The sequence below is a fragment of the Actinocatenispora thailandica genome (assembly GCF_016865425.1).
GTDB lineage: Bacteria > Actinomycetota > Actinomycetes > Mycobacteriales > Micromonosporaceae > Actinocatenispora > Actinocatenispora thailandica.
The window spans coordinates 7,184,906-7,205,134 of the sequence record NZ_AP023355.1; the positions used below are offsets into that span (position 1 = coordinate 7,184,906).

17 protein-coding genes and 2 pseudogenes are annotated in these 20,229 nt (G+C 74.2%); 14 read left to right on the plus strand and 5 right to left on the minus strand.

The window, feature by feature from the left end:
- Positions 1 to 32: 32 nt before the first annotated feature.
- The 5 genes from purD (at position 33) to purB (ending at position 6,137) form a co-directional block, all read left to right on the plus strand.
- Positions 33 to 1,295, plus strand: a complete 1,263-nt coding sequence (gene purD, locus Athai_RS32540; protein ID WP_203965015.1) for a phosphoribosylamine--glycine ligase — start codon at positions 33 to 35, stop codon at positions 1,293 to 1,295.
- Positions 1,296 to 1,616: 321 nt separating this feature from the next.
- Entirely contained in the window at positions 1,617 to 2,102 is a 486-nt protein-coding gene (locus Athai_RS32545; protein WP_203965016.1) for a SigE family RNA polymerase sigma factor, read from the plus strand.
- Complete coding sequence (locus tag Athai_RS32550) at positions 2,099 to 3,589, plus strand: hypothetical protein (protein ID WP_203965017.1); 1,491 nt, start codon at positions 2,099 to 2,101, stop codon at positions 3,587 to 3,589. The genes Athai_RS32545 and Athai_RS32550 overlap by 4 nt, the downstream gene beginning before the upstream one ends.
- Positions 3,590 to 3,835: 246 nt before the next feature.
- The gene (locus tag Athai_RS32555) at positions 3,836 to 4,618 is read left to right on the plus strand and encodes a gamma-glutamyl-gamma-aminobutyrate hydrolase family protein (RefSeq protein ID WP_203965018.1); all 783 of its coding nucleotides are present in this window, start codon (positions 3,836 to 3,838) and stop codon (positions 4,616 to 4,618) included.
- A 43-nt stretch (positions 4,619 to 4,661) separates the two neighbouring features.
- On the plus strand, positions 4,662 to 6,137 hold the full coding sequence (gene purB / locus Athai_RS32560; protein ID WP_203965019.1) for an adenylosuccinate lyase: 1,476 nt from the start codon (positions 4,662 to 4,664) through the stop codon (positions 6,135 to 6,137).
- On the opposite strand, the gene Athai_RS32565 is transcribed toward purB, so the two are convergent.
- Positions 6,113 to 6,607 carry a hypothetical protein gene (locus Athai_RS32565; protein ID WP_203965020.1) on the minus strand — a complete coding sequence of 165 codons (495 nt, stop codon included), beginning with the start codon at positions 6,605 to 6,607 and terminating at the stop codon, positions 6,113 to 6,115. The genes purB and Athai_RS32565 overlap by 25 nt on opposite strands.
- A 77-nt stretch (positions 6,608 to 6,684) precedes the next feature.
- On the opposite strand from Athai_RS32565, the pseudogene Athai_RS32570 reads away from it, so the two are divergent.
- The 5 genes and pseudogenes from Athai_RS32570 to Athai_RS32590 form a co-directional block, all read left to right on the plus strand.
- Positions 6,685 to 7,005: pseudogene (locus tag Athai_RS32570) on the plus strand (phosphoribosylaminoimidazolesuccinocarboxamide synthase); the annotation flags it as partial.
- 152 nt (positions 7,006 to 7,157) lie between these two features.
- Positions 7,158 to 7,391: pseudogene (gene purS, locus Athai_RS32575) on the plus strand (phosphoribosylformylglycinamidine synthase subunit PurS); the annotation flags it as partial.
- Positions 7,392 to 7,627: 236 nt separating this feature from the next.
- Positions 7,628 to 8,329, plus strand: coding sequence for a phosphoribosylformylglycinamidine synthase subunit PurQ (gene purQ / locus Athai_RS32580; RefSeq protein ID WP_203965022.1), 702 nt, complete (start codon positions 7,628 to 7,630; stop codon positions 8,327 to 8,329).
- 7 nt (positions 8,330 to 8,336) lie between these two features.
- Positions 8,337 to 10,673, plus strand: coding sequence for a phosphoribosylformylglycinamidine synthase subunit PurL (gene purL / locus Athai_RS32585; RefSeq protein WP_203965023.1), 2,337 nt, complete (start codon positions 8,337 to 8,339; stop codon positions 10,671 to 10,673).
- A gap of 711 nt (positions 10,674 to 11,384) precedes the next feature.
- Entirely contained in the window at positions 11,385 to 12,152 is a 768-nt protein-coding gene (locus Athai_RS32590; RefSeq protein WP_203965024.1) for a 2-phosphosulfolactate phosphatase, read from the plus strand.
- Positions 12,153 to 12,171: 19 nt separating this feature from the next.
- Here Athai_RS32590 and Athai_RS32595 read toward each other — a convergent pair whose 3' ends face one another.
- Genes Athai_RS32595 through Athai_RS32605 form a run of 3 tightly spaced genes read right to left on the minus strand, consistent with a single transcriptional unit; the run spans position 12,172 to position 14,661 of the window.
- Positions 12,172 to 12,969: an ABC transporter permease gene (locus Athai_RS32595; RefSeq protein WP_203965025.1), complete on the minus strand. Its 798-nt coding sequence runs from the start codon at positions 12,967 to 12,969 to the stop codon at positions 12,172 to 12,174.
- Positions 12,956 to 13,687: an ABC transporter ATP-binding protein gene (locus tag Athai_RS32600; RefSeq protein WP_203965026.1), complete on the minus strand. Its 732-nt coding sequence runs from the start codon at positions 13,685 to 13,687 to the stop codon at positions 12,956 to 12,958. Before Athai_RS32600 ends, Athai_RS32595 begins: the two co-directional genes overlap by 14 nt.
- Complete coding sequence (locus tag Athai_RS32605; protein ID WP_203965027.1) at positions 13,684 to 14,661, minus strand: hypothetical protein; 978 nt, start codon at positions 14,659 to 14,661, stop codon at positions 13,684 to 13,686. The genes Athai_RS32600 and Athai_RS32605 overlap by 4 nt, the downstream gene beginning before the upstream one ends.
- Positions 14,662 to 14,791: 130 nt before the next feature.
- On the opposite strand from Athai_RS32605, the gene Athai_RS32610 reads away from it, so the two are divergent.
- On the plus strand, positions 14,792 to 15,103 hold the full coding sequence (locus Athai_RS32610) for a PadR family transcriptional regulator (RefSeq protein ID WP_203965028.1): 312 nt from the start codon (positions 14,792 to 14,794) through the stop codon (positions 15,101 to 15,103).
- Entirely contained in the window at positions 15,100 to 15,870 is a 771-nt protein-coding gene (locus Athai_RS32615; protein ID WP_203965029.1) for a hypothetical protein, read from the plus strand. Before Athai_RS32610 ends, Athai_RS32615 begins: the two co-directional genes overlap by 4 nt.
- A 79-nt stretch (positions 15,871 to 15,949) precedes the next feature.
- Here the strand turns inward: Athai_RS32615 and Athai_RS32620 are convergent, their stop codons facing one another.
- Complete coding sequence (locus Athai_RS32620; RefSeq protein ID WP_203965030.1) at positions 15,950 to 17,866, minus strand: carboxypeptidase-like regulatory domain-containing protein; 1,917 nt, start codon at positions 17,864 to 17,866, stop codon at positions 15,950 to 15,952.
- Between the two features lie 148 nt (positions 17,867 to 18,014).
- Here Athai_RS32620 and Athai_RS32625 point away from each other — a divergent pair, with 148 nt between their 5' ends.
- Positions 18,015 to 18,386, plus strand: a complete 372-nt coding sequence (locus Athai_RS32625) for a sterol carrier family protein (RefSeq protein WP_239157304.1) — start codon at positions 18,015 to 18,017, stop codon at positions 18,384 to 18,386.
- A gap of 214 nt (positions 18,387 to 18,600) precedes the next feature.
- Positions 18,601 to 20,193 (plus strand): amidophosphoribosyltransferase, encoded by a 1,593-nt coding sequence (purF, locus tag Athai_RS32630; RefSeq protein ID WP_203965031.1) that lies wholly within the window; start codon positions 18,601 to 18,603, stop codon positions 20,191 to 20,193.
- Positions 20,194 to 20,229 lie beyond the last annotated feature (36 nt).

The following is a 20,229-nucleotide window of genomic DNA, read 5'->3' on the forward strand; positions in this document are numbered from 1 at the left end:
TCGGGCCGGCGGCGGGAACGTAGGCTGCCGGCATGCGGGTACTGCTGATCGGGACGGGTGGGCGCGAGCACGCGCTGGCGCTGTCACTGGCCGCCGACCCGGCGGTGGAACTGCTGGTCTGCGCCCCGGGCAACCCGGGGATGGCGGAGGTGGCGGAGCTGCGCGAGGTCGCGGCGACCGACCCGGCCGCGGTCGCCGCGCTGGCCACCGAGGTCCGCGCCGACCTGGTCGTGGTCGGCCCGGAGGCGCCCCTGGTGGCCGGCGTCGCCGACGCGGTCCGGGCGGCCGGCATCGCCTGCTTCGGCCCGTCCGCCGCGGCGGCCCGGCTGGAGGGCTCGAAGGCCTTCGCGAAGGACGTGATGGTCGCCGCGAAGGTACCCACCGCGCGGGCCCGCAGCTGCGCCGATCGCGGCGCGGTGGCGGCGGCGCTGGACGAGTTCGGCGCGCCGTACGTGGTGAAGAACGACGGGCTGGCCGCCGGCAAGGGCGTGGTGGTCACCGACGACCGGGACGCGGCGCTGGAGCACGCCGACGGCTGCCTGGCGCCCGCCGACGGCCGCGTCGTGGTGGAGGAGTACCTGGCCGGGCCCGAGGTGTCGCTGTTCGTGGTCACCGACGGGACGGCCGCGATGCCGCTGCTGCCGGCGCAGGACTTCAAGCGCATCGGCGACGGCGACGCCGGCCCCAACACCGGCGGCATGGGTGCGTACGCGCCGCTGCCGTGGGCGCCGCCGACGCTCACCGACGACGTGCTGCGCGACGTGGTGCAGCCGCTGCTCGGCGAGCTGCGCGCCCGCAACGCCCCGTTCAGCGGGCTGCTCTACTGTGGCCTCGCGCTGACCGCGGACGGCCCGAAGGTGATCGAGTTCAACGCCCGGTTCGGCGACCCGGAGACGCAGGCGGTCCTGCCGCTGCTGACCACCCCGCTGGCCGGCCTGCTGTACGCCGCGGCCACCGGCCGGCTCGCCGAGCATCCGCCGCTGACCTGGCGGGAGGGCTCCGCGGTGACGGTCGTACTGGCGTCCGCCGGCTACCCGGGTACCCCGGAGACCGGTGCGGTGATCAGCGGCGCCGACGCCCCCGGCGTGGTGCACGCGGGTACCGCGCGGCGGGCCGATGGTGCGCTGGTGTCGGCGGGCGGTCGGGTGCTTGCCACGACCGGCACCGGGGTGGATCTCGCCGCCGCCCGCGCCGCCGCGTACCGGCTGGCCGAGTCGGTGACGATGCCGGGCGGCCAGCGCCGGTCCGACATCGCGCTGGCCGCCGTGCAGGGCACCGTCACGATCCCGCACTGAGTCACCGACCCGCGTCGAGTCCCCGTCCCGCGTCGAGTCACCGTCCCGTGCCGAGCCGAGATCCCGCGTCGAGTCACCCGACCCGCGTCGAGTCGAGATCCCGCGTCGGGTCCCCGTCCCGCGTCGAGCCGAGATCCCGCGTCGAGTCACCGGTCCCTGTCGAGCCGAGATCGCGTGTCGGCGTCGCCGGTCGACCGGCGACGCCGTGGCTGCGGTCGGGGTCGTACCCGCCGGCGAGGGTGCCGCGCGGTAGCGGACCCGTCGGTGGATGCCGGCGGGCGGCCCGACCCGGTAGCCTGCCGTCGTCGGCGGGAGGTGACGGTGGACGCGGAGCGCGAGTTCGCGGAGTACTTCGCCGCGCGCGGCCAGGCGATGCGCCGGATGGCGTACGCGCTGTGCGGCGACTGGCACACCGCCGAGGATCTCGTGCAGTCCACGTTCGTCCGGCTGTACCGGCACTGGCGCACCATCCGCCGGCCCACCGTCGACGCGTACGCGCGGCGTACCCTGCTCAACCTGTTCCTGTCCCGCCGCCGCGGCGCGTGGCGGGAGCAGGTGGTACCGGAGGTGCCGGAGCGGGTGGCGGCGGCGCCGGGCACCGAGGACCGGATCGACCTGGCGCGGGCACTCGCGCTGCTGTCGCCCCGGCAACGCGCCATGGTGGTGCTGCGCTACCTGGAGGACCAGTCGGTCGCCGAGGTGGCGGAGCTGCTCGGCGTCGCCGAGGGCACCGTGAAGAGCCAGACCGCGCGCGGTGTGCAGGCGCTGCGGACCGCGCTCGGTGATCGGGTGCTGTCCGGACGATGACGATGCGTGACGACCTGCCGCACGACCGAGCCGGTGACCCGCCGCCGGGCAGCTGGCATCCGACGGGCCGGATGTCGAGCCGGTGGCATCCGACGGGCCGGATGTCGAGCCGGTGGCATCCGACGGGCCGGATGTCGAGCCGGTGGCGCCCAGCGGAGGAGCGGTCGACGCTGCACCTCGGGGCCGAGCCGCCGGACGCCGCCGGTGAACCGTCGTACTCCGGAGCAGAGCCGCCGGACGCCGCCGGTGAACCGTCGTACTCCGGAGCAGAGCCGCTGCACGCCGTCGGCGAACCCTGGCCCGCCGGGGACGAGCCGCTGCGGGACGCGCTGGACGACTACGTGCGTGCGGGCGAGCCGCCGATGCGGGTCAGCTCCGCCAGCCTGATCGTCGCCGGCCGGCGGGACCGCCGGCGCCGCCGGCTCGGCGCGCTGGTCGGCACCGCCGCCCTGATGGTGCTGGTGCTGGCCGGTGCGGTGGTCGGCACCTGGTACCGCACCGGGTCCCGGCCGGCTCCGGCCGAGCGGGGCGGCTCGACGGCGGACCGGCTGGACGCGGCGCTGCGGGCGGCCTTGCCGCACGGATCGGGTCTGACGCTACGCAGTCTGTACCCGGCCGACGGGAACACGGCGCTGCCGGCCACCGCGGCCGGCTCGGCGACCGCCTGGTACGGCACCTGGGAGTCCACTGTGGATGGCCGGACCGAGGAGGTCCGGCTGGCGCTGACCTACTCGACCGGGCCGCTGCCGGTGTGCCCGGCCGGGCAGCGGTGCCGGGTCGCACCCGGGCCGTACGGGACGCGGGTCGCGACCTACACCGCCGGCGACACGCGGTGGGCGACGCAGCTGCGCGGCGCGCATCTCGCGGTGCGGGTCGGCGACCGCAGCACGACCGGCCGGTACGGCTACGACCGCGCCGCGCTCACCCGGGCGGCGACGAGCGCCGCGCTCACCGCGCCGGTACCGGCGGCGCTGCGGTCGGCCCGGCCCCACCGGCACGGCCCAGCGGCGGGCACCCGGCGGGCAGCACTGGACACCGCGCTGCGGGCCGACCTGCCCGGCGGCGCCGCGCTGCGGGCGTACCGGGCGCCGGTGCCGCTGGCGGTGTCGGCGGCCGGGCCGAGCCGGCTGCCGGACGCGCGGGCCGGCGCCGCGGACGCCTGGTACGCGGACTGGACGGTGCCCGGCCAGCCCGGTGCGCCGCGGCTGGCGCTGCTGGTGACGCTGCCCGGCGGCGACCGTCTCGACGCGCGGCAGCTGTGCGCCGCCGCCGGCCCGACCTCGTACTGTCACGCTGCGAAAGCGAAGGGTGGCCAGCTGGTCTCGTACGAGGTGCCGGCCGGCGGTGCGGTGGAGCGAGCCGCGGCGCTGCTGCGCCCCGACGGGTCGCGGGTGCTGCTGACCGAGTCGGTGCTGGCCAGCGTCGACTTCCCGTTCGCCGCGGCCGACCTGGCCGGCGTCGTCACCGATCCCGCGCTGCGAACCTGAGCCCGGCGAGCGGGCTGGGCCCCTGCCTGCCGGTACCTCCAAGGGCGACCCGAACATGTCTCCCGCATCACGTCGAGTGACGAACTCGTGTCCGGAGATTTCCGCTGGTGACCGGGACGCACCCCGCCCTTCCACGTTCTGGTGAAGTGTTCTCAGAGTGTGGGTGGCGAATCTTCCCAGGCGCGGTATCGTCGCTGGCGCTGCTTTGCTTATCTACAAATCGAACCAGGTGTCGGAGGTAGTGCCGTGCGTCGGCCGGTCGTTGGGGTCACCGGATACACCGTCGGGGCTCAGAAGTCCCGCGAACTCGGCTTCGGCCCGCGCCACCTCGACATCACTCCCGGTACGTATCTCGGCTGGGTGCGCGACTGCGGCATGCTGCCGGTCCCGATTCCTGCGCACTCTGAGCAACTGCATGACGACTATCTGTCCATGCTGGACGGTTTGGTGCTGACCGGCGGTGCGGACATCGGACCGGAGCTGTACGGCGCGCCGGCGCACCCGCTGGCCAAGCTGGAACCGCACCGGGACGCGTTCGAGTTCGGGCTGGTCCGCGCCGCGTTCGAGCGCGGCCTGCCGATCCTCGGCATCTGCCGCGGCATGCAGGTGCTCAACGTCGCGCTCGGCGGCTCGATGCACCAGCACCTGCCGGAACGTTCCGAGGAGCTGGTGCACTCCAGCGAGTTCCGGGACGGCCGCCGGCACCCCGACGACATGTGGCAGCCGGCGTACCACGAGGTCACGATCACCGACCCGGCGCTGGCCGCGCTGGCCGGCGCCGAGCAGATCAGCACCAACAGTTACCACCACCAGGGCGTCGCCGCGCTCGGGGAGGGACTGTCCGTCGCCGCGCACGCGTCCGACGGCCTGGTCGAGGCGGTCGTCGGAGTCGACCGGCCACTGCTCGGCGTGCAGTGGCACCCCGAGATGCACACCGCCGCCGACCAGGCCGGCATCGCCCCGTTCCGGTGGCTGGCGAACCAGCTGGCCAGTGCCGTCGCCGCCGACGAGGTACTCGCCCTGAACTGACTCCCGGCGTCGGCGCGACCCGCGGGTCGGGGAGAATGGGGCCGTGACTTCAGCGGCGAAACCCCAGGTCCCGAACGTGCTGGCGGCGCGGTACGCGTCGGCGGAGCTGGTCCGGCTCTGGTCCCCGGCGTACAAGGTGACGCTGGAACGGCGGCTCTGGCTCGCGGTGCTGAAGGCGCAGCGCGACCTCGGCGTGAGCGTGCCGGACGGCGTCGTCGAGGCGTACCAGAAGGTGCTCGACGACGTGGACCTCGACTCGATCGCCGAGCGCGAGCGGGTCACCCGGCACGACGTCAAGGCGCGCATCGAGGAGTTCGTGGCGCTGGCCGGCGAGGGTCGCGAGTCGCCGACCAGCGACTCGCGATCCTCGTTGGAGCACGTGCACAAGGGGATGACCAGCCGCGACCTGACCGAGAACGTCGAGCAGCTGCAGGTGCGCGACTCGCTCGCGCTGGTCCGGGATCGGGTCGTCGCCGCGCTGGGCCGGCTGGCCCGCCGCGCCGCGGAGTACCAGACGCTGGTCATGGTCGGCCGCTCGCACAACGTGCCGGCGCAGGCCACCACGCTGGGCAAGCGGTTCGCCAGCGCCGCCGAGGAACTGCTCGGGGCGTACGCGCGGCTGACCGAGCTGCTCGACCGGTACCCGCTGCGCGGCGTCAAGGGCCCGGTCGGTACCGGCGCCGACCAGCTCGACCTGCTCGACGGCGACCCCGGCAAGCTCGCCGAGCTGGAACGCCGGGTCGCCGCGCACCTCGGCTTCGCGCACGTGTTCGACTCGGTCGGCCAGGTCTACCCGCGCTCCGTGGACTACGACGCGGTGTCCGCGCTGGTGCACGCCGCCGCGGCGCCGTCGTCGCTGGCCACCACGATCCGGCTGATGGCCGGCCAGGAGCTCGTCACCGAGGGCTTCAAGGAGGGCCAGGTCGGCTCCTCGGCGATGCCGCACAAGATGAACACCCGCTCCTGCGAGCGGATCAACGGCTTCGCCGTCATCCTCCGCGGGTACGCCTCGATGACCGCGGAACTGGCCGGCGGCCAGTGGAACGAGGGCGACGTGTCCTGCTCGGTGGTGCGCCGGGTCGCGCTGCCGGACGCGTTCTTCGCCGCCGACGGGCTGTTCCAGACGCTGCTGACGGTGCTGGACGAGCTGGGCGCCTACCCGGCCGTCGTCGCCCGCGAACTCGACCGGTACCTGCCGTTCCTGGCCACCACCAAGATCCTCGTCGCCGCGGTACGCCGGGGCGTCGGCCGGGAGCAGGCGCACGAGGTGATCAAGGAGCACGCGGTGGCGGTGGCGCTCGCGCTGCGCGGCGAGGCGAGCAGCAACGACCTGTTCGACCGGCTCGCCGCGGACGACCGGCTGCCGCTCACCCGCGCCGACATCGACGCGCTGGTCGCCGACCCGGCCGCGTTCACCGGGGCGGCGGTCGCCCAGGTCGACGCGGTACTGGCGCGAGTCCGGCCGATCCTCGACGCGCATCCGGAGGCCGCCGCCTACACCCCCGCCCCGATCCTCTGACGCTCCGCCCGCACAGACTGCCGCCAGACGATCATGATGTGCGCGAACGCCAACACGAACAGGCTGCTGGACAGCAACGCGGTGAGCACGCCGGTGGGCGTGAGTGGTGCCCACTTGCCGTCGAGGGTCCAGGTGCCGGCCCGGCCGAAGAGCATCGCGGCGAGAAACCCGGTCGGGAACAGGATCGCCACCAGGTGACCCCGGTTCGGCGCCCGCCGCGGCACCGCGACGGCCAGCAACATGACCGCCGCCAGCAGGCACAGCAGCATCGGCACCGCCCAGCTGTACCGGTCGTGCGCGTCGTGCCAGAGGCTGCCATGCCGGGTGACCGTGACCTCGCCGTCGAACCGCTCCGCGCTGGGGCCGAACGGCGGGCGGAAGCTCAGCGTCACCAGGCCGGCCGCGCCGACCCCGTACGCCACGCGGATCCACGCCGCCGCAACCGTCAGTTCGTTTCTTAGCGGTGCCATGTCACTTCCTCGTCGCGGGGTCCAGGCAAGTCTCTCAGCGAGGCGCAACACATCGGACAGACGCGGACGAACGGCTCCGCCGCGGTGCGGCGGTCTGCGAGCCGCGCGGCATCATCCTGGCGGACACGAAGGTCGAGTGGGGTGGCGACGCGGACGGCGCCCTGCGGCTCGCCGACGAGGTACCGAAGCCGGACTCGTCGCGGTTCTGGCCGGCCGAGACGTGGCGGCCGGGCCGGGCGCAGCCCTCGTACGACAAGCAGCCGTTGCGGGACTGGCTGGAGTCGTCCGGATGGGACAAGAAGGCGCCCGGGCCGGAACTGCCGGACGAGGTCGTCGCTGCCACCCGGGACCGCTACGTGGGCGGTTTCGAGCGAATCACCGGCGCCAGGTCCGAGTGAGCCGCCCGACCCTCGCCGCGGCGGGCCCGGCGTTTCCGGCGTTGCCGCACCGTATCGGCCGGTTTCCCGGGTCGGCCGGCGACGGGGCGAGGTAGCCGGCGAGATACGCTGAGCGCGCTCGTGCCCGGCAACTATTTCGACAGGAGCGTCGCGTGGCTCGCGTGGTCGTCGACGTCATGCTCAAACCCGAGATTCTCGATCCCGCCGGTCAGGCGGTCGCGGGCGCGCTGCCCCGGCTGGGTGTCACCGACGTCGCCTCGGTGCGGATCGGCAAGCGGGTCGAGATCGAGTTCACCGGTGAGCCGGACCTGGCGAAGGCCCGGCAGCTCGCCGATGCGCTGCTCGCCAACCCGGTGATCGAGGACTTCACCGTCCGGGTCGAGGAGGCGGGGCGGGCCGCACCGGCCGGCGCCATCGACGCGATCTCCGGCCTGGACCCGGTGGAGCCGGACGTGCCGGCGGTGGTCGCGCCGCGCCGGCTCGACCCCGGTACCCCGCTGGTGCCGGCCCGCCCGGTCGAGGCCGCCGCGCCGGCCGGGGCGGCCGCACCCGCCGACGGCGCTGCCGCGGCGGACGCCGTACCACCGGCCGCCGCGGCCGAGGGCGAGGGCGGGGACGGGCAGTGAGCCGGATCGGGGTCGTCACGTTCCCCGGCTCGCTGGACGATCGGGACGCGCAGCGCGCGATCCGGCTGTCCGGGGCCGAACCGGTCGCGCTCTGGCACGACGACGCGGACCTGCACGGGGTCGACGCGGTCGTGCTGCCCGGCGGCTTCTCCTACGGGGACTACCTGCGCTGCGGCGCGATCGCCCGGTTCTCCCCGGCCATGATGTCCATCGTGGACGCCGCGAACGCCGGGCTGCCGGTGCTGGGCATCTGCAACGGCTTCCAGATCCTGTGCGAGGCGCACCTGCTGCCCGGTGCGCTCACCCGCAACCAGCACCTGCACTTCCGCAACCGGGACCAGTGGCTGCGGGTCGAGCAGACCGACACCGCCTGGACCAACGCGTACCAGCCGGGCGAGGAGATCCTCATCCCGGTGAAGAACGGCGAGGGTTGCTACGTGGCCGATCCGGCCACCCTGGAGGAGCTGGAGACCACCGGCCGGGTCGTCTTCCGGTACCTGCGGGGCAATCCGAACGGTTCGCAGCACGACATCGCCGGGGTGCGCAACGCGGCCGGCAACGTGGTCGGCCTGATGCCGCACCCGGAACACGCGGTCGAGGCGCTGACCGGCCCGTCCACCGACGGCCTCGGCCTCTTCACGGCCGTCCTGGCGCACCTCGGCGCGGCGGTGCCCGCGGCGGGTCGGGATCGGCGGTAGGAGAACGATGACTGACAGCGAGAAGCCCGTGCTGGACACCGTGCCGCACGCGGCCGACACGCCGGAGCAGCCCCAGCCGTACGCGGAACTCGGCCTCGCCGACGACGAGTACGAGCGGATCCGGCAGATCCTCGGCCGCCGGCCGACCCAGTCCGAGCTCGCGATGTACTCGATCATGTGGTCCGAGCACTGCTCGTACAAGAGCAGCAAGGTCCACTTGCGACAGTTCGGCGAGAAGGCGCCGCAGAACACCCGGATGCTCGCCGGCATCGGCGAGAACGCCGGCGTGGTGCGGGTTTCCGACGAGCTGGCCGTCACCTTCAAGGTGGAGAGCCACAACCACCCGAGCTACGTCGAGCCGCACCAGGGCGCGGCGACCGGGGTCGGCGGCATCGTCCGCGACATCCTCGCCATGGGCGCCCGGCCGATCGCGGTGATGGACCAGATCCGGTTCGGCGCGGCCGACCATCCGGACACCGCCCGGGTGCTGCCCGGCGTCGTCGCCGGGATCTCCACCTACGGCAACTGCCTCGGGCTGCCCAACATCGGCGGCGAGCTGGTCTTCGACTCCTGCTACCAGGGCAACCCGCTGGTCAACGCGCTGTCGGTCGGGGTGCTGCCGGTGGATCGGTTGCAGCGCAAGGAAGCCGAGGGCGAGGGCAACATCGTCGTGCTGGTCGGGGCGAAGACCGGCCGGGACGGCATCGGCGGCGTCTCGGTGCTCGCGTCGGCCACCTTCGACGAGACCAGCCAGCAGCGCCGCCCGTCGGTGCAGGTCGGCGACCCGTTCATGGAGAAGCTGCTGATCGAGTCCTGCCTGGAGCTGTACGACGCGGGTCTGGTCGCCGGCATCCAGGACCTCGGCGGCGCCGGCCTGACCTGCGCGCTGTCCGAGACCGCCGCGGCGGCCGACACCGGCATGCTGATCGACCTCGACCGGGTGCCGCTGCGCGAGGCGTCGATGGACCCGCACGAGGTGCTGGCCTCCGAGTCGCAGGAGCGGATGCTGCTCGTCGTCGAGCCGCCGAAGCTCGACGCGGTGCTCGCCGTCTGCGCCAAGTGGGGCGTGCTCGCCACCGCGCTCGGCACCGTCACCGGCGTCGGCGACCCGCTGACGATCCGCTGGCACGGCGAGACCGTGGTGGACGCCCCGCCGGCCAGCCTCGCCGACGACGGCCCGGTGTACGCGCGCCCGCTGCGCGAGCCGGCCGACCGGGTGCTGCTCACCGCCGACGTGGCCGAGACGCTGCCCCGGCCGTCCACCCCGGACGAGCTGCGGGACACGCTGCTGCGGATGGTCGCCGCGCCGAACCTGGCGGACAAGACCTGGGTGACCGAGCAGTACGACCGGTACGTGATGGGCTCCACCGTGCTGGCGCAGCCGGAGGACGCCGGCGTGCTGCGGCTGTCCGAGGAGTCGAACCTCGGCATCGCGCTCGCCACCGACGGCAACGGGCGCTACGCCCGGCTCGACCCGTACTCCGGGGCGCAGCTGGCGCTGGCCGAGGCGTACCGGAACGTCGCGGTGACCGGTGCGGAACCGATCGCGGTGACCGACTGCCTCAACTTCGGCAGCCCGGAGGACCCGGAGGTGATGTGGCAGTTCGCCGAGGCGGTCCGCGGCATCGCCGACGGCTGCCAGCAGCTCGGCATCCCGGTCACCGGCGGCAACGTCAGCTTCTACAACCAGACCGGGCGTACCCCGATCGACCCGACGCCGGTTCTCGGCGTGCTGGGGTTGCTGCCGGACGTCCGGCAGCGCATCCCGATGGGGCTCGCGCCGAGCCCGGACGGCCGCGGTGACCTGCTGATCCTGCTCGGCGAAACGAAGCCGGAGCTGTCCGGCTCGGAGTGGGCGGCGACCGTGCACGGTCACCTCGGCGGTACCCCGCCGACCGTCGACCTCGACCACGAGCGGCGGCTCGCCGAGCTGTTGCGTTCCGCCGGCTCGCACGGGCTGATCACCGCGGCGCACGACGTGTCCGACGGCGGCCTCGCGATGACGCTCGTCGAGGGTTGCCTGCGGCACGACACCGGCATCCAGGTGCGGCTCCCGGACGGCTTCACCGACGGCTCGAACCCGTTCGTGTTCCTGTTCTCCGAGTCGTCCGGCCGGGTGGTCGTGTCGGTACCGCGGGGCATGCAGGCCGCGTTCACCGCGCTCTGCGCCGAGCATCGGGTGCCGTGGACCGGCATCGGCATGATCGACCCGGAGAGCCGGGCGCTCGCGGTGGCGGACCAGTTCAGCGTGCCGCTGGAGGAGCTGCGGACCGCCTGGTCGGGGACGCTTCCGGCGCTGTTCGGTGCCGCGGCGGAGGCGGCCGTGCTGGCTGCTGACGACTGACGCTGGCGACTAGCGACTGGCGCTGATTCGCTGGCGACTGGCGTTGATTCGCTGGTGGCTGGAGGGTGAAGGCCACCTCTGTTCGCGGCTGGACCCCGCGTGGGGGGATGCGAGGAGAGGGCTTCGCCCCCTCCTCGCGCTCCTTCCCCGCCAAGGGGGAAAAGCCCCCTTGGCGATCCCCCACCCAGCCCCCGGAACGGCTGCCCCTCGCCGCCGAGCAACCGTCGAACAAGGGCGGGGTCCGGTCCGGCATTCCCACCACCGCCCCACCCGCCACGCCCCGACCTTCCGAAGCGAGCCAGGCGGGGTCAGGCCCCGGGCACCGGGCCCCGACCTTCCGAAGCGGGCCAGGCGGGGTCCGGATCTCGTCTCTGTTTGTCCGGCGGGGGATCGCTAAGGGGGCGACGGCCCCCTTAGCGGGGGAGGGGTGTGGGGAGGGGGCGAAGTCCCCCTCCCCACGCTCCCCCACGCGGGGTCAAAGCGCGAACAGAGGTGGCCTTCACCCCCGCACCCCGGAGCCCGGCGAACAGAGGTGGCCTTCACACCCGCACCCCCGGAGCCCGGCGCACGAAGGTGGCCGCACCACCGCACCACCCGCGGGACGGCGAGCGTTCACCCGGGAGCACCGCAGCCCCAGCTACGGATACTCCCGTGATCGACGGCACCGGAAATCCCCGCGCGACCCCCCATGACCGGCGGTAATTTCGCGGCATGACCGAGTCGGTGTTCACCCAGCCCGGTGCGGGCGTCCGGTTCGAGTGGGGGCTGGCGGGCGCGGCCGAGCTGAGCCGGGTGTGCGCGGTGCTGGTCGTCGTCGACGTGCTGTCGTTCACCACGTCGGTCACCGTCGCGGTCGAGCGCGGCTTCCGGGTGCACCCGTTCCCGTGGAACGACCAGGCCGAGCAGTACGCGCAGCGGATCGGTGCGGCGGTCGCGGTGGGCCGCTCGGCGACGACACCGCAGCGCCCGTGGTCGCTGTCGCCGTCGGCGTTGCGTACCGCGCCGGTGGTGCCCGATCTGGTGCTGCCGTCGCCGAACGGCGCGACCATCTGTGCGGCGGCGCAGTCCAGCGGCATCCCGGTGCTCGCCGGGTGCCTGCGCAACGCGGGTGCGGTCGCCGACCTGCTGCGTTCCGACGGGTACGGGACGCCGGACGCCCCGATCGGGGTGATCGCCGCCGGGGAGCGCTGGCCGGACGGCACGCTCCGCCCGAGCGTGGAGGACCTGCTCGGCGCCGCCGCGGTACTGGACGGGCTGACCGGCGGTGAGCTGTCCGTCGAGGCCGCCGCGGCGGTCGCCGTGCTGTACGGGATGCCGGACGTGCCGGCCGCCGTCCGGGGCTGTGCCTCCGGCCGGGAACTGGCCGACTACGGTTTCGGCGCCGACGTCGAGCTGGCGGTCGAGCGTGACGTCAGCGCCGAGGTGCCGGTGCTGCGGTCCGGCGTCTTCACCGGCGGCCGGGTCCCCCGCGCCCGCTGAGGCCGCCGGTCGCCGGTGGTCAGGCGGCTGGGTCGCGGCGGAACAGGACGAGCAGCGCGACCCCGACGGCGAGCACGATGGTGCCGAGCTGGACCAGCACGCCGGTACCGAGGTGCGCGGTGCCGGCCGGATCGAACAGCGTGGTCCACAGCTGCCAGTAGTGCACCGGAAGCACCTGCTGGACGGCGCGCAGCAGGTGGGTGCCGTTCAGGACGCTGGCCGCGATCACGAAGGCGACGGACGCGCCGAGCGCCTCGGCGCCGCGGGGCAGCAGGATGCCCAGCGCGAACGCGATCGCGGCGATGCTCAGCATGCAGAGCAGGTTGTAGCCGCAGGCGATCGACACCCGTACCGCGGTTTCGCCGGCGGTGAGGTTCGCCGCGCCGACCACGTGGAACGGGTGCCAGCCGAACAGGACGAGGCCGGTCAGCAGGCCCGCCAGCGGTACGCACAGCGTCGCGGCGGCGGTGGCGACGCCGAGCGCGGCGAGCTTGCCGGTGAGCAGCCGCCGCCGGCTGACCGGCGCGACGTAGAGGTAGCGCAGCGTCCCCCAGTCCCGGTCCGCGGCGCCGATCGCGCTGCCCAGCAGCGCGACCACGACGGGCAGCAGCAACGGTTCCAGGAACGCCAGGCTGGCGACGGCGTGGTTGAGCGCGGAGTAGCTGGCCGCGCCGAACAGGCCGGTCGACCCGCCGTTGCGGTGCCCGGCGTTGCCGGCGGTCGCCACCCCGGCCGCGACCGGTACCGCGGCGAGGCAGGCCAGCGCGATCAGGGTACGGATGCGCCACAGCTGGGTGGTCAGTTCAACGCGCAGCACGCTCGTCCTCTTCTCCGGTCATGGTCAGGAACGCCTCTTCCAGCGATCCGGCGGTGCCGACCAGGTCGGCCATCGGCCCGGCCGCCACCAGCCGGCCGCGGTTCAGTACCACCAGGTGGGTGGCGAGCTGCTGCACCTCGGCGAGCTGGTGGCTGGAGACGAGGACGGCGGCGCCCTGCCGGGCGAGCGCGGCGAGGTGTTCGCGCAGCGCGCGGACCTCGGCCGGGTCGAGTCCGTTGGCCGGCTCGTCGAGGATCAGCACGTCCGGCTGCCGCATCAGGGCCTGCGCGAGCATCAGCCGTTGCCGCATCCCCATCGAGTAGCCGCGTACCTTCCGGTCCAGCGCGGCGCCGAGCCCGGCCAGCTCCAGTGCGGCGTCGAGGCCGGGCGGTGGCCAGGTCCGGCCCGCCGCCGACCACAGCAGCCGCAGGTTGGCGGTTCCGGACAGGTGCGGAACGAACGCGGGCCCGTCGATCAGTACGCCGACCCGGCGCAGCACCGGGGCGCCGAGCCGTACCGGTTCGCCCAGGATCCGGGCCCGACCGCTGTCCGGTGTGGACAGACCGAGCAGCATCCGCATGGTGGAGGTCTTGCCGGCGCCGTTCGGTCCGAGCAGCGCGCAGACCTGCCCGGCCTCGACGGCGAGGTCGAGGTCGCGGACGGCCGGGTGCCGCCCGTACCGCTTGGTGAGGTGTTCGGCGCTGATCATGGCTGTCATCCGGTTGCCCTTTCGCTGGAGTCTTGGGTACGGACGAGCAGCACGGCCGTGGTGAGCACGGCGACGCCGAGCCCGACCCCGAGCGTGAGCCCGACCAGGGTCGGTACCGAGGCGACCGGGCCGGCGCCGAGCGCGGCCCGGGCGACGTCGCGGAACGCCACCGCGAGGATGGTCGCGAGGCCGCCGGTGACCAGCGCCGCCTCGGCCGCCCGCCGGACCCGGCCGCGCGCCGGTCGCACCACGAACCCCGCGATCGCGTTGCTGACCAGGCAGAAGGCGATCAGGCTGGTCGCCTCGACGACGAAGTACCAGGCGACGAGGAGCGGGTCGGTGAGCTGCTCGCCGATCGCCTGGGCGCCGGCGACGCCGGCCGCGGCCAGCGCGCTCGCCGCGACGAACCCGGTGAGCGCGTGCCGGCGGACGGCGGCGACGGCGGCCGGGCCGATCCAGCGGCGCGGCAGGGGTGTCCACCGGCACAGCAGGGCGGCGTCACCGAGCCAGTCGTGCCGCCACCGGCGGGCCGACCCGCGCGGCCAGCGGCACCGCGCGAGCAGCACCCCGGCCGCGGCCGTCAGCAGCGAGGTCACCACCAGCCCGGCGATCAGCAGGGACGTCCAGCCGGTCCGGGCGGCGGCGTGCGCGCCGGCGAGCACGGCGGCCCATTCGAACGCCAGCGCGGCGCCGGCCAGCGCGGTCATGGTGCCGGCGGCGCGCACCGTCTGCTGGCCGCGGTCGGACCTGCCGGGTGCGCGCCACCCGAACAGCCGCAGCACGATCAGCAGTCCGAGCGCCGGGACGGCGAGTTCGGCCAGCCCGAGCACCGCGTGGTACGGGTCGTCCCGCCACGGGCTCGCCGCCCACACGGTCCTGTCCTGGGTGGCCAGCACGGTCGGTGCCTCGAACGCGCCGGCCGCGAGCAGGCTGGCGCAGATCGCGGCCACGGCGGCGCGGTCCCTCCGGTACGCGGGTTCCATGGCAGCCATAGTACGCGCCTCGTAGTACGAAGCAAGTAGCAACGAGGCGAGTAGCAACGAGGGTCGTACTATGCTGGGTGACGGACGAGAGGCCCGACAGCTCCCTCCGCCCGGGCCTCCGAGGAGGGTCATGCACAGCAACGACGCCCAGCTGCTCGTACTCACGGTGCTGGCCGACCGGCCGCTGCACGGGTACGCGATCAACGCCGCGATCGAGCAGCTCACCGGCAGCCGGCTCGGCCCCGGCAGCCTCTACGGCGCGCTGTCCCGGCTGGAGACGCGCGAGCTGATCCAGCCGCTCGACGACGCCGGCGACGGCACCGAACGGCACCGCACCATGCAGATCACCGGCGCCGGCCGCGACCTGCTGCGCACCGAACTCCAGCGGATGGCCCGCGTCTCCGCCGCCGGCCTGCGGGCGCTCGGAGCGACGCCGACATGAGCGCCGCGACGCTGCTCACCCGGCTGTACCCGCCGGCCGTCCAGGAACGCTGGGGCGCCGACATCAGCCACGAGGTGTCCACAGCGGGCATCCGGTCCTGGCCGGACACCCTCGTCGGCGCGGTCCGGCTCTGGCTGCACCCGAGCGACTGGGGAGAGACCCGCGCCGGCCAGACCCGACGGGTACTGACCGTCACGTTGTTTGCGGTCGTCGCCGCCACGGTGCTCACCCTGCGTACTGCCGCCCCGTCGACCGCGTGGACCGCCGACCCGTCCCGCCCGGCCACCAGCCTGTGGCTCGTCCCGCTGCTGATCGGCATCGCCCTCGGCTCGCCGCTGCCCCGGTTCCGGCCCGCCTCGCTGCGGTACCTCGCCGCCGTCGCGGTACGCACCCTGGCCGCGCCCGCCGTCGCGGTCGCCGCGCTGCTGGCGCTCGCCTGGAGCGGCGTGGCCGGGCACGTCACCGGTCCCGCCGCTGGGGTGCTGGTCGGCTACTACTGGGGCACGCTCGCGTTCGTCGCCCTCCGCTGCTGCACCCTGGTGGCCCGCATCTCCGGTGCCACCGCGCTGCCCAGCACCCGCCGGTTGTCCGTGGCCCTGCTGTTCTTCGGCCTCGGGCTGACCCTGGCCGCCGGGCAGAGCCTGCTCGTCGAGGCTCGCAGCGGCGTGCACCCGAGCACGATCGCGGTGGCCGTGGTGCTCGCCGTGCTGGCCGCCGGCACCCTGACCGCCGGCCACGACCTGCGCCGGCACCGCGCGTCCCGCTGAGCCCCGATGCCCGGCGGGTCGGTGGACCCACCGGGACCGCGCCACGATCGGCCGGCCGCCGGGGAGCGGCGAGCCGGGCTCAGTCGAGCCAGTCGACGCCGTCGTTGCGGTCCAGCCGAGTCTCGTCGCCGGACGGCGGCGCCGGCCGCTGCGGCTGCTGCCGGGGCTGTTGCTGCTGCTGGCCGGGCTGCCAGACGCCGGTCGGCTCGTTCAGCTCCGGCCGCTGCTGGCCGTACTGCTGCCCCGGCTGGCCGTACTGCTGTCGACCCGCCCCGTACGGCTGGCCCGGGCCGCTCGGCTGCCCGTACTGCTGCTGTCCCGGCCCGTACGGCTGGGCTGCCGGCTGGCCGTACTGCCCGGCCGGCGGGCCGTAGCCGCTGCCCTGGCCGTAGCCGCCGGCCGGCGCGCCGCCGGACTGCGGGTACCCGCCGCCGCTCGCCGGACCCGCGCCGCTGGTCGGCTGCCCGCCCGGGTAGCCGCTGGTGGGAGCCGCGCCGGAACCCGGGTACCCGCTGGTCGGCGCGCCGGAGGCCGGGGCCGCACCGGAGGTGGGCGCCGCGCCGGAGCCGCGGCCGTACATGGTGCCCTCGTAGTTTCCGCCGACGCCGCGGTCGGACTGCTGCCACGGCTGGGTCGGTCCCTGCGGGGTGCTGCCGTACGTGCTGGTCGCGTCGCCGGCCGGCGGACCGGCGGGCGGCTGCGCCCCGTACACCTGGGTCTCCCCGCCGTACACCTGGGTCGCGCCGCCGGGGGCGTCCGCGCCGTACGCCTGGGTCTGCCCGGGCCCCGCGCCGTAGCCCGGGGTGGGCCCGGCCTCGGCGCCGTAGACCTGGGTCTGGCCGGCGTTGCCGTACGGCGGGTAGCCGTCGTCGCGGACCAGCGGCCCGTTGTGCACCATCGTCGGCGCGTCGTCGCCGCCCGGCACCCGGTTGATCACCGAGGTCTCACCGGCGCCGCGCTGCGGGTACCCGGTGGGTTCCGGGCCGTCGTCGAACGGCAGGATCCCGTCACCGCCAGGCCCGCCCGGCCCGTCGTCGTCGTCCTTCCTGCGCATCAGCAGGACGATCGCGACGATGCCGCCGACCACCAGCAACGCGCCGAGGATGATCAGCACCCAGACGATCGTGCCGAGCCCGCCGCCGTCGTCCTTCGGCGCCTCGCTCGGCGTCGGCGAGGCCGCCTTGGCGTGCGTCTTCGTCGGCTTCGGCTTGGCGATCTTGTCCAGCTTGAACGGCGGGAACGCGAGCGGCTGACCGTTGGTGCCGTTCTGGCTCTGCTTGCCCTGCTTGTACCCGTCGACCTCGACGGTCGCGGTGATCTGTCCCTCGGCGAGCGTCTGGTCGTTGCTCGGCGTCCAGCTGAACTCGCCGTTGCCGTTGGTGGTGGCCTGCCGGCTGGTACCGGCGCTGTCGGTCAGCGTGACCTTGGCGTTCGGGATCGCGGAGCCGTCCTTGGCGGACACCACCGAGCCGGAGATCTGCCCGACCGACTGCGGCGCGTCGTTGGACAGGGTCATGTTGAACGAGGCCGAGCCGGGCTGCGCGCCGTCCGCGGTGACCTGCACCTGGCCGGTACCGCTGCGGCTGTCGCCGGCCGCGATCTGGCTCTGCTGCGGGGCGGCGACCGTGACGTAGATCGCCTTCGCCTTGCCGGGGTCCATGTGGCCGACCGGGCAGTTCAGCTGGTTCTGCCCGGTGGCGACGCAGTCGGTGCCCTGGGAACCCTTGATCGTCACGCCGGAGTCGCCGAGCGGCACGCTCACCAGCGCCGAGACGTTCTCCGCGGGCTCCGAGGCCTGTATGTTGATGCTGATCGTCCGGTTGTCGCCGCCGACCTTCAGGTCGACGGTGTCCGGGCTGGCGCTGACGGACAGGGTGGGTGCGGCCGCGGCCGGGCTGGCCGCGACTCCGGCCAGCAGCAGGCCGACGGTGACGCCGACCGCCGTGGCCAGTCCTGCCCGGTGTCGACGCCCGCGGGTGCGCGCTGGCGTTGCCATCTCCACCGCCTCCGGTGCACTGTGAGCTGCGTCCGTCCCAACGCCGGAACTATGCCTTGTCTCCCTGTGCGTTGGCGACCCGACCTGTCAACCGAGTTGCGGATGTCTCTCGGCGGTCGCGTCGTACCGTGACGGTATCGTCCCGGCCGTGACCGCCCGTACTCGTTCCCGCGGACCGGACCCGGCCGCCGTCGCGGCCGCCGTCGCCGAGCTGGATGCCGGCGCCATCCCGCCCGCGTCGGTGCTGCGTGACGCGACCCGAGTGTTGCTGAACGCGCTGGCCGAGCGGGCGCCGGGGCATGCGGTCGAGGTCCGCGTCCCGCCGTACGGCGCGGTCCAGTGCATCGGTGGCCCGCGGCACACCCGTGGCACCCCGCCGAACGTGATCGAGACCGACCCGCTGACCTGGGTGCGGTTGGCCACCGGACGGGTCGTCTGGGCCGACGCGGTGGCCTCCGGCGCGGTCCGGGCCAGCGGCGTGCGGGCCGACCTCAGCCACGAGCTGCCGCTCGCACGGTGACACGAGCTGCCGCTCGCACGGTGAGAGGCGCGGCGGTCCGGATCGGGGCGTTCCGGACCTTCGCCGCACCGGGTCGGGCAGCGGCGGACGCCACGCGTACCACCGCCTGACAGGCGATGATGACCAGAAGTGATCAAACGACGCCTCTATGTCATCGCCGTCGGCTCGCGTACACTTGCCGGCGACGGCTTTCCCCGGCTAGCGAGGAGCGGCAGTGCCCCGAGGCGACGGGCTGCTGACCCACGATCTCGACCCGGACGGCCCCGGCCCGCAGGACGCATGTGGCGTCTTCGGTGTCTGGGCACCGGGCGAAGAGGTCGCCAAACTCACCTATTTCGGTCTCTACGCACTGCAGCACCGCGGCCAGGAAGCGGCCGGCATCGCGGTCAGCGACGGCTCCGGCGTCGTGGTGTACAAGGACCTCGGCCTGGTCTCCCAGGTGTTCGACGAGGCATCCCTGGCCAGCCTGTACGGGCACATCGCGGTCGGCCACTGCCGTTACTCCACCACCGGTGGCCCCGGCTGGGAGAACGCGCAGCCCACCCTGCGGTCCACCTCGGCGGGCACCACGATCGCGCTGGCCCACAACGGCAACCTGGTCAACGCGGTCGACCTCGCGCACCGGGCCGCCAAGCTCGGCCTGGACGCCGGCGCCACCAACGACACCGCGCTGGTCACCACGCTGCTCGCCAGCCGGCCCGACCTGTCCGTCGAGGCCGCCGCGCTGGAGCTGCTGCCGACCCTGCGCGGCGCGTTCAGCTTCGTGTTCTGCGACGAGGACACGCTCTACGCGGCCCGCGACCCGCAGGGCATCCACCCGCTGGTGCTCGGCCGGCTGGAACGCGGCTGGGTGGTCGCGTCCGAGACCGCCGCGCTGGACATCGTCGGCGCCTCGGTGGTCCGCGAGGTCGAGCCGGGCGAGCTGCTCGCGATCGACGAGCACGGGCTGCGCAGCGAGCGGTTCGCCAACCCGGAGCCCAAGGGCTGCCTGTTCGAGTACGTCTACCTGGCCCGGCCGGACACCACCATCGCCGGCCGCAACGTGTACGCGGCGCGGGTCGAGATCGGCCGCCGGCTGGCCCAGGAGTACCCGGTCGAGGCCGACCTGGTGATCCCCAGCCCGGAGTCGGGCACCCCGGCGGCGATCGGCTACGCCGACGAGTCCGGCACTCCGTACGGCATGGGGCTGGTCAAGAACGCCTACGTCGGCCGCACGTTCATCCAGCCGTCGCAGACGATCCGGCAACTCGGCATCCGGCTCAAGCTCAACCCGCTGCGCGAGCAGATCCGCGGCAAGCGGGTCGTGGTGGTGGACGACTCGATCGTGCGCGGCAACACCCAGCGCGCCATCGTCCGGATGCTGCGCGAGGCCGGTGCGCTGGAGGTGCACGTCCGGATCGCGTCGCCGCCGGTCAAGTGGCCGTGCTTCTACGGCATCGACTTCGCCACCCGGGCCGAGCTGCTCGCGAACGGGCTGGACACCGAGGGCATCCGCCGGTCCGTCGGCGCCGACACCCTCGGGTACGTGTCACTGGACAACCTGATCGCCGCGACCGAGCAGCCCCGCAACCGGCTCTGCCGGGCCTGCTTCGACGGGGTCTACCCGGTCGAGTTGCCGGCCGACACGCTGGTCGGCAAGCACGTCCTGGAAGGCATCGGCCGCCGCGCCGACAGTTCGACCGCCACGTCCGGCCCACCGGCCGCCGACGATGGTTCCGGCCGCCCGAACGAGGCGCGGCCACCGGCAGCGGACGCCGACCCGGTGTCCGCCGGCCCGGGTGGGGCGGACGCCCTCCGGCGTCCGTGAACGACGTGGGTCGCGAGGCGGCCCACCTGAGGGGAG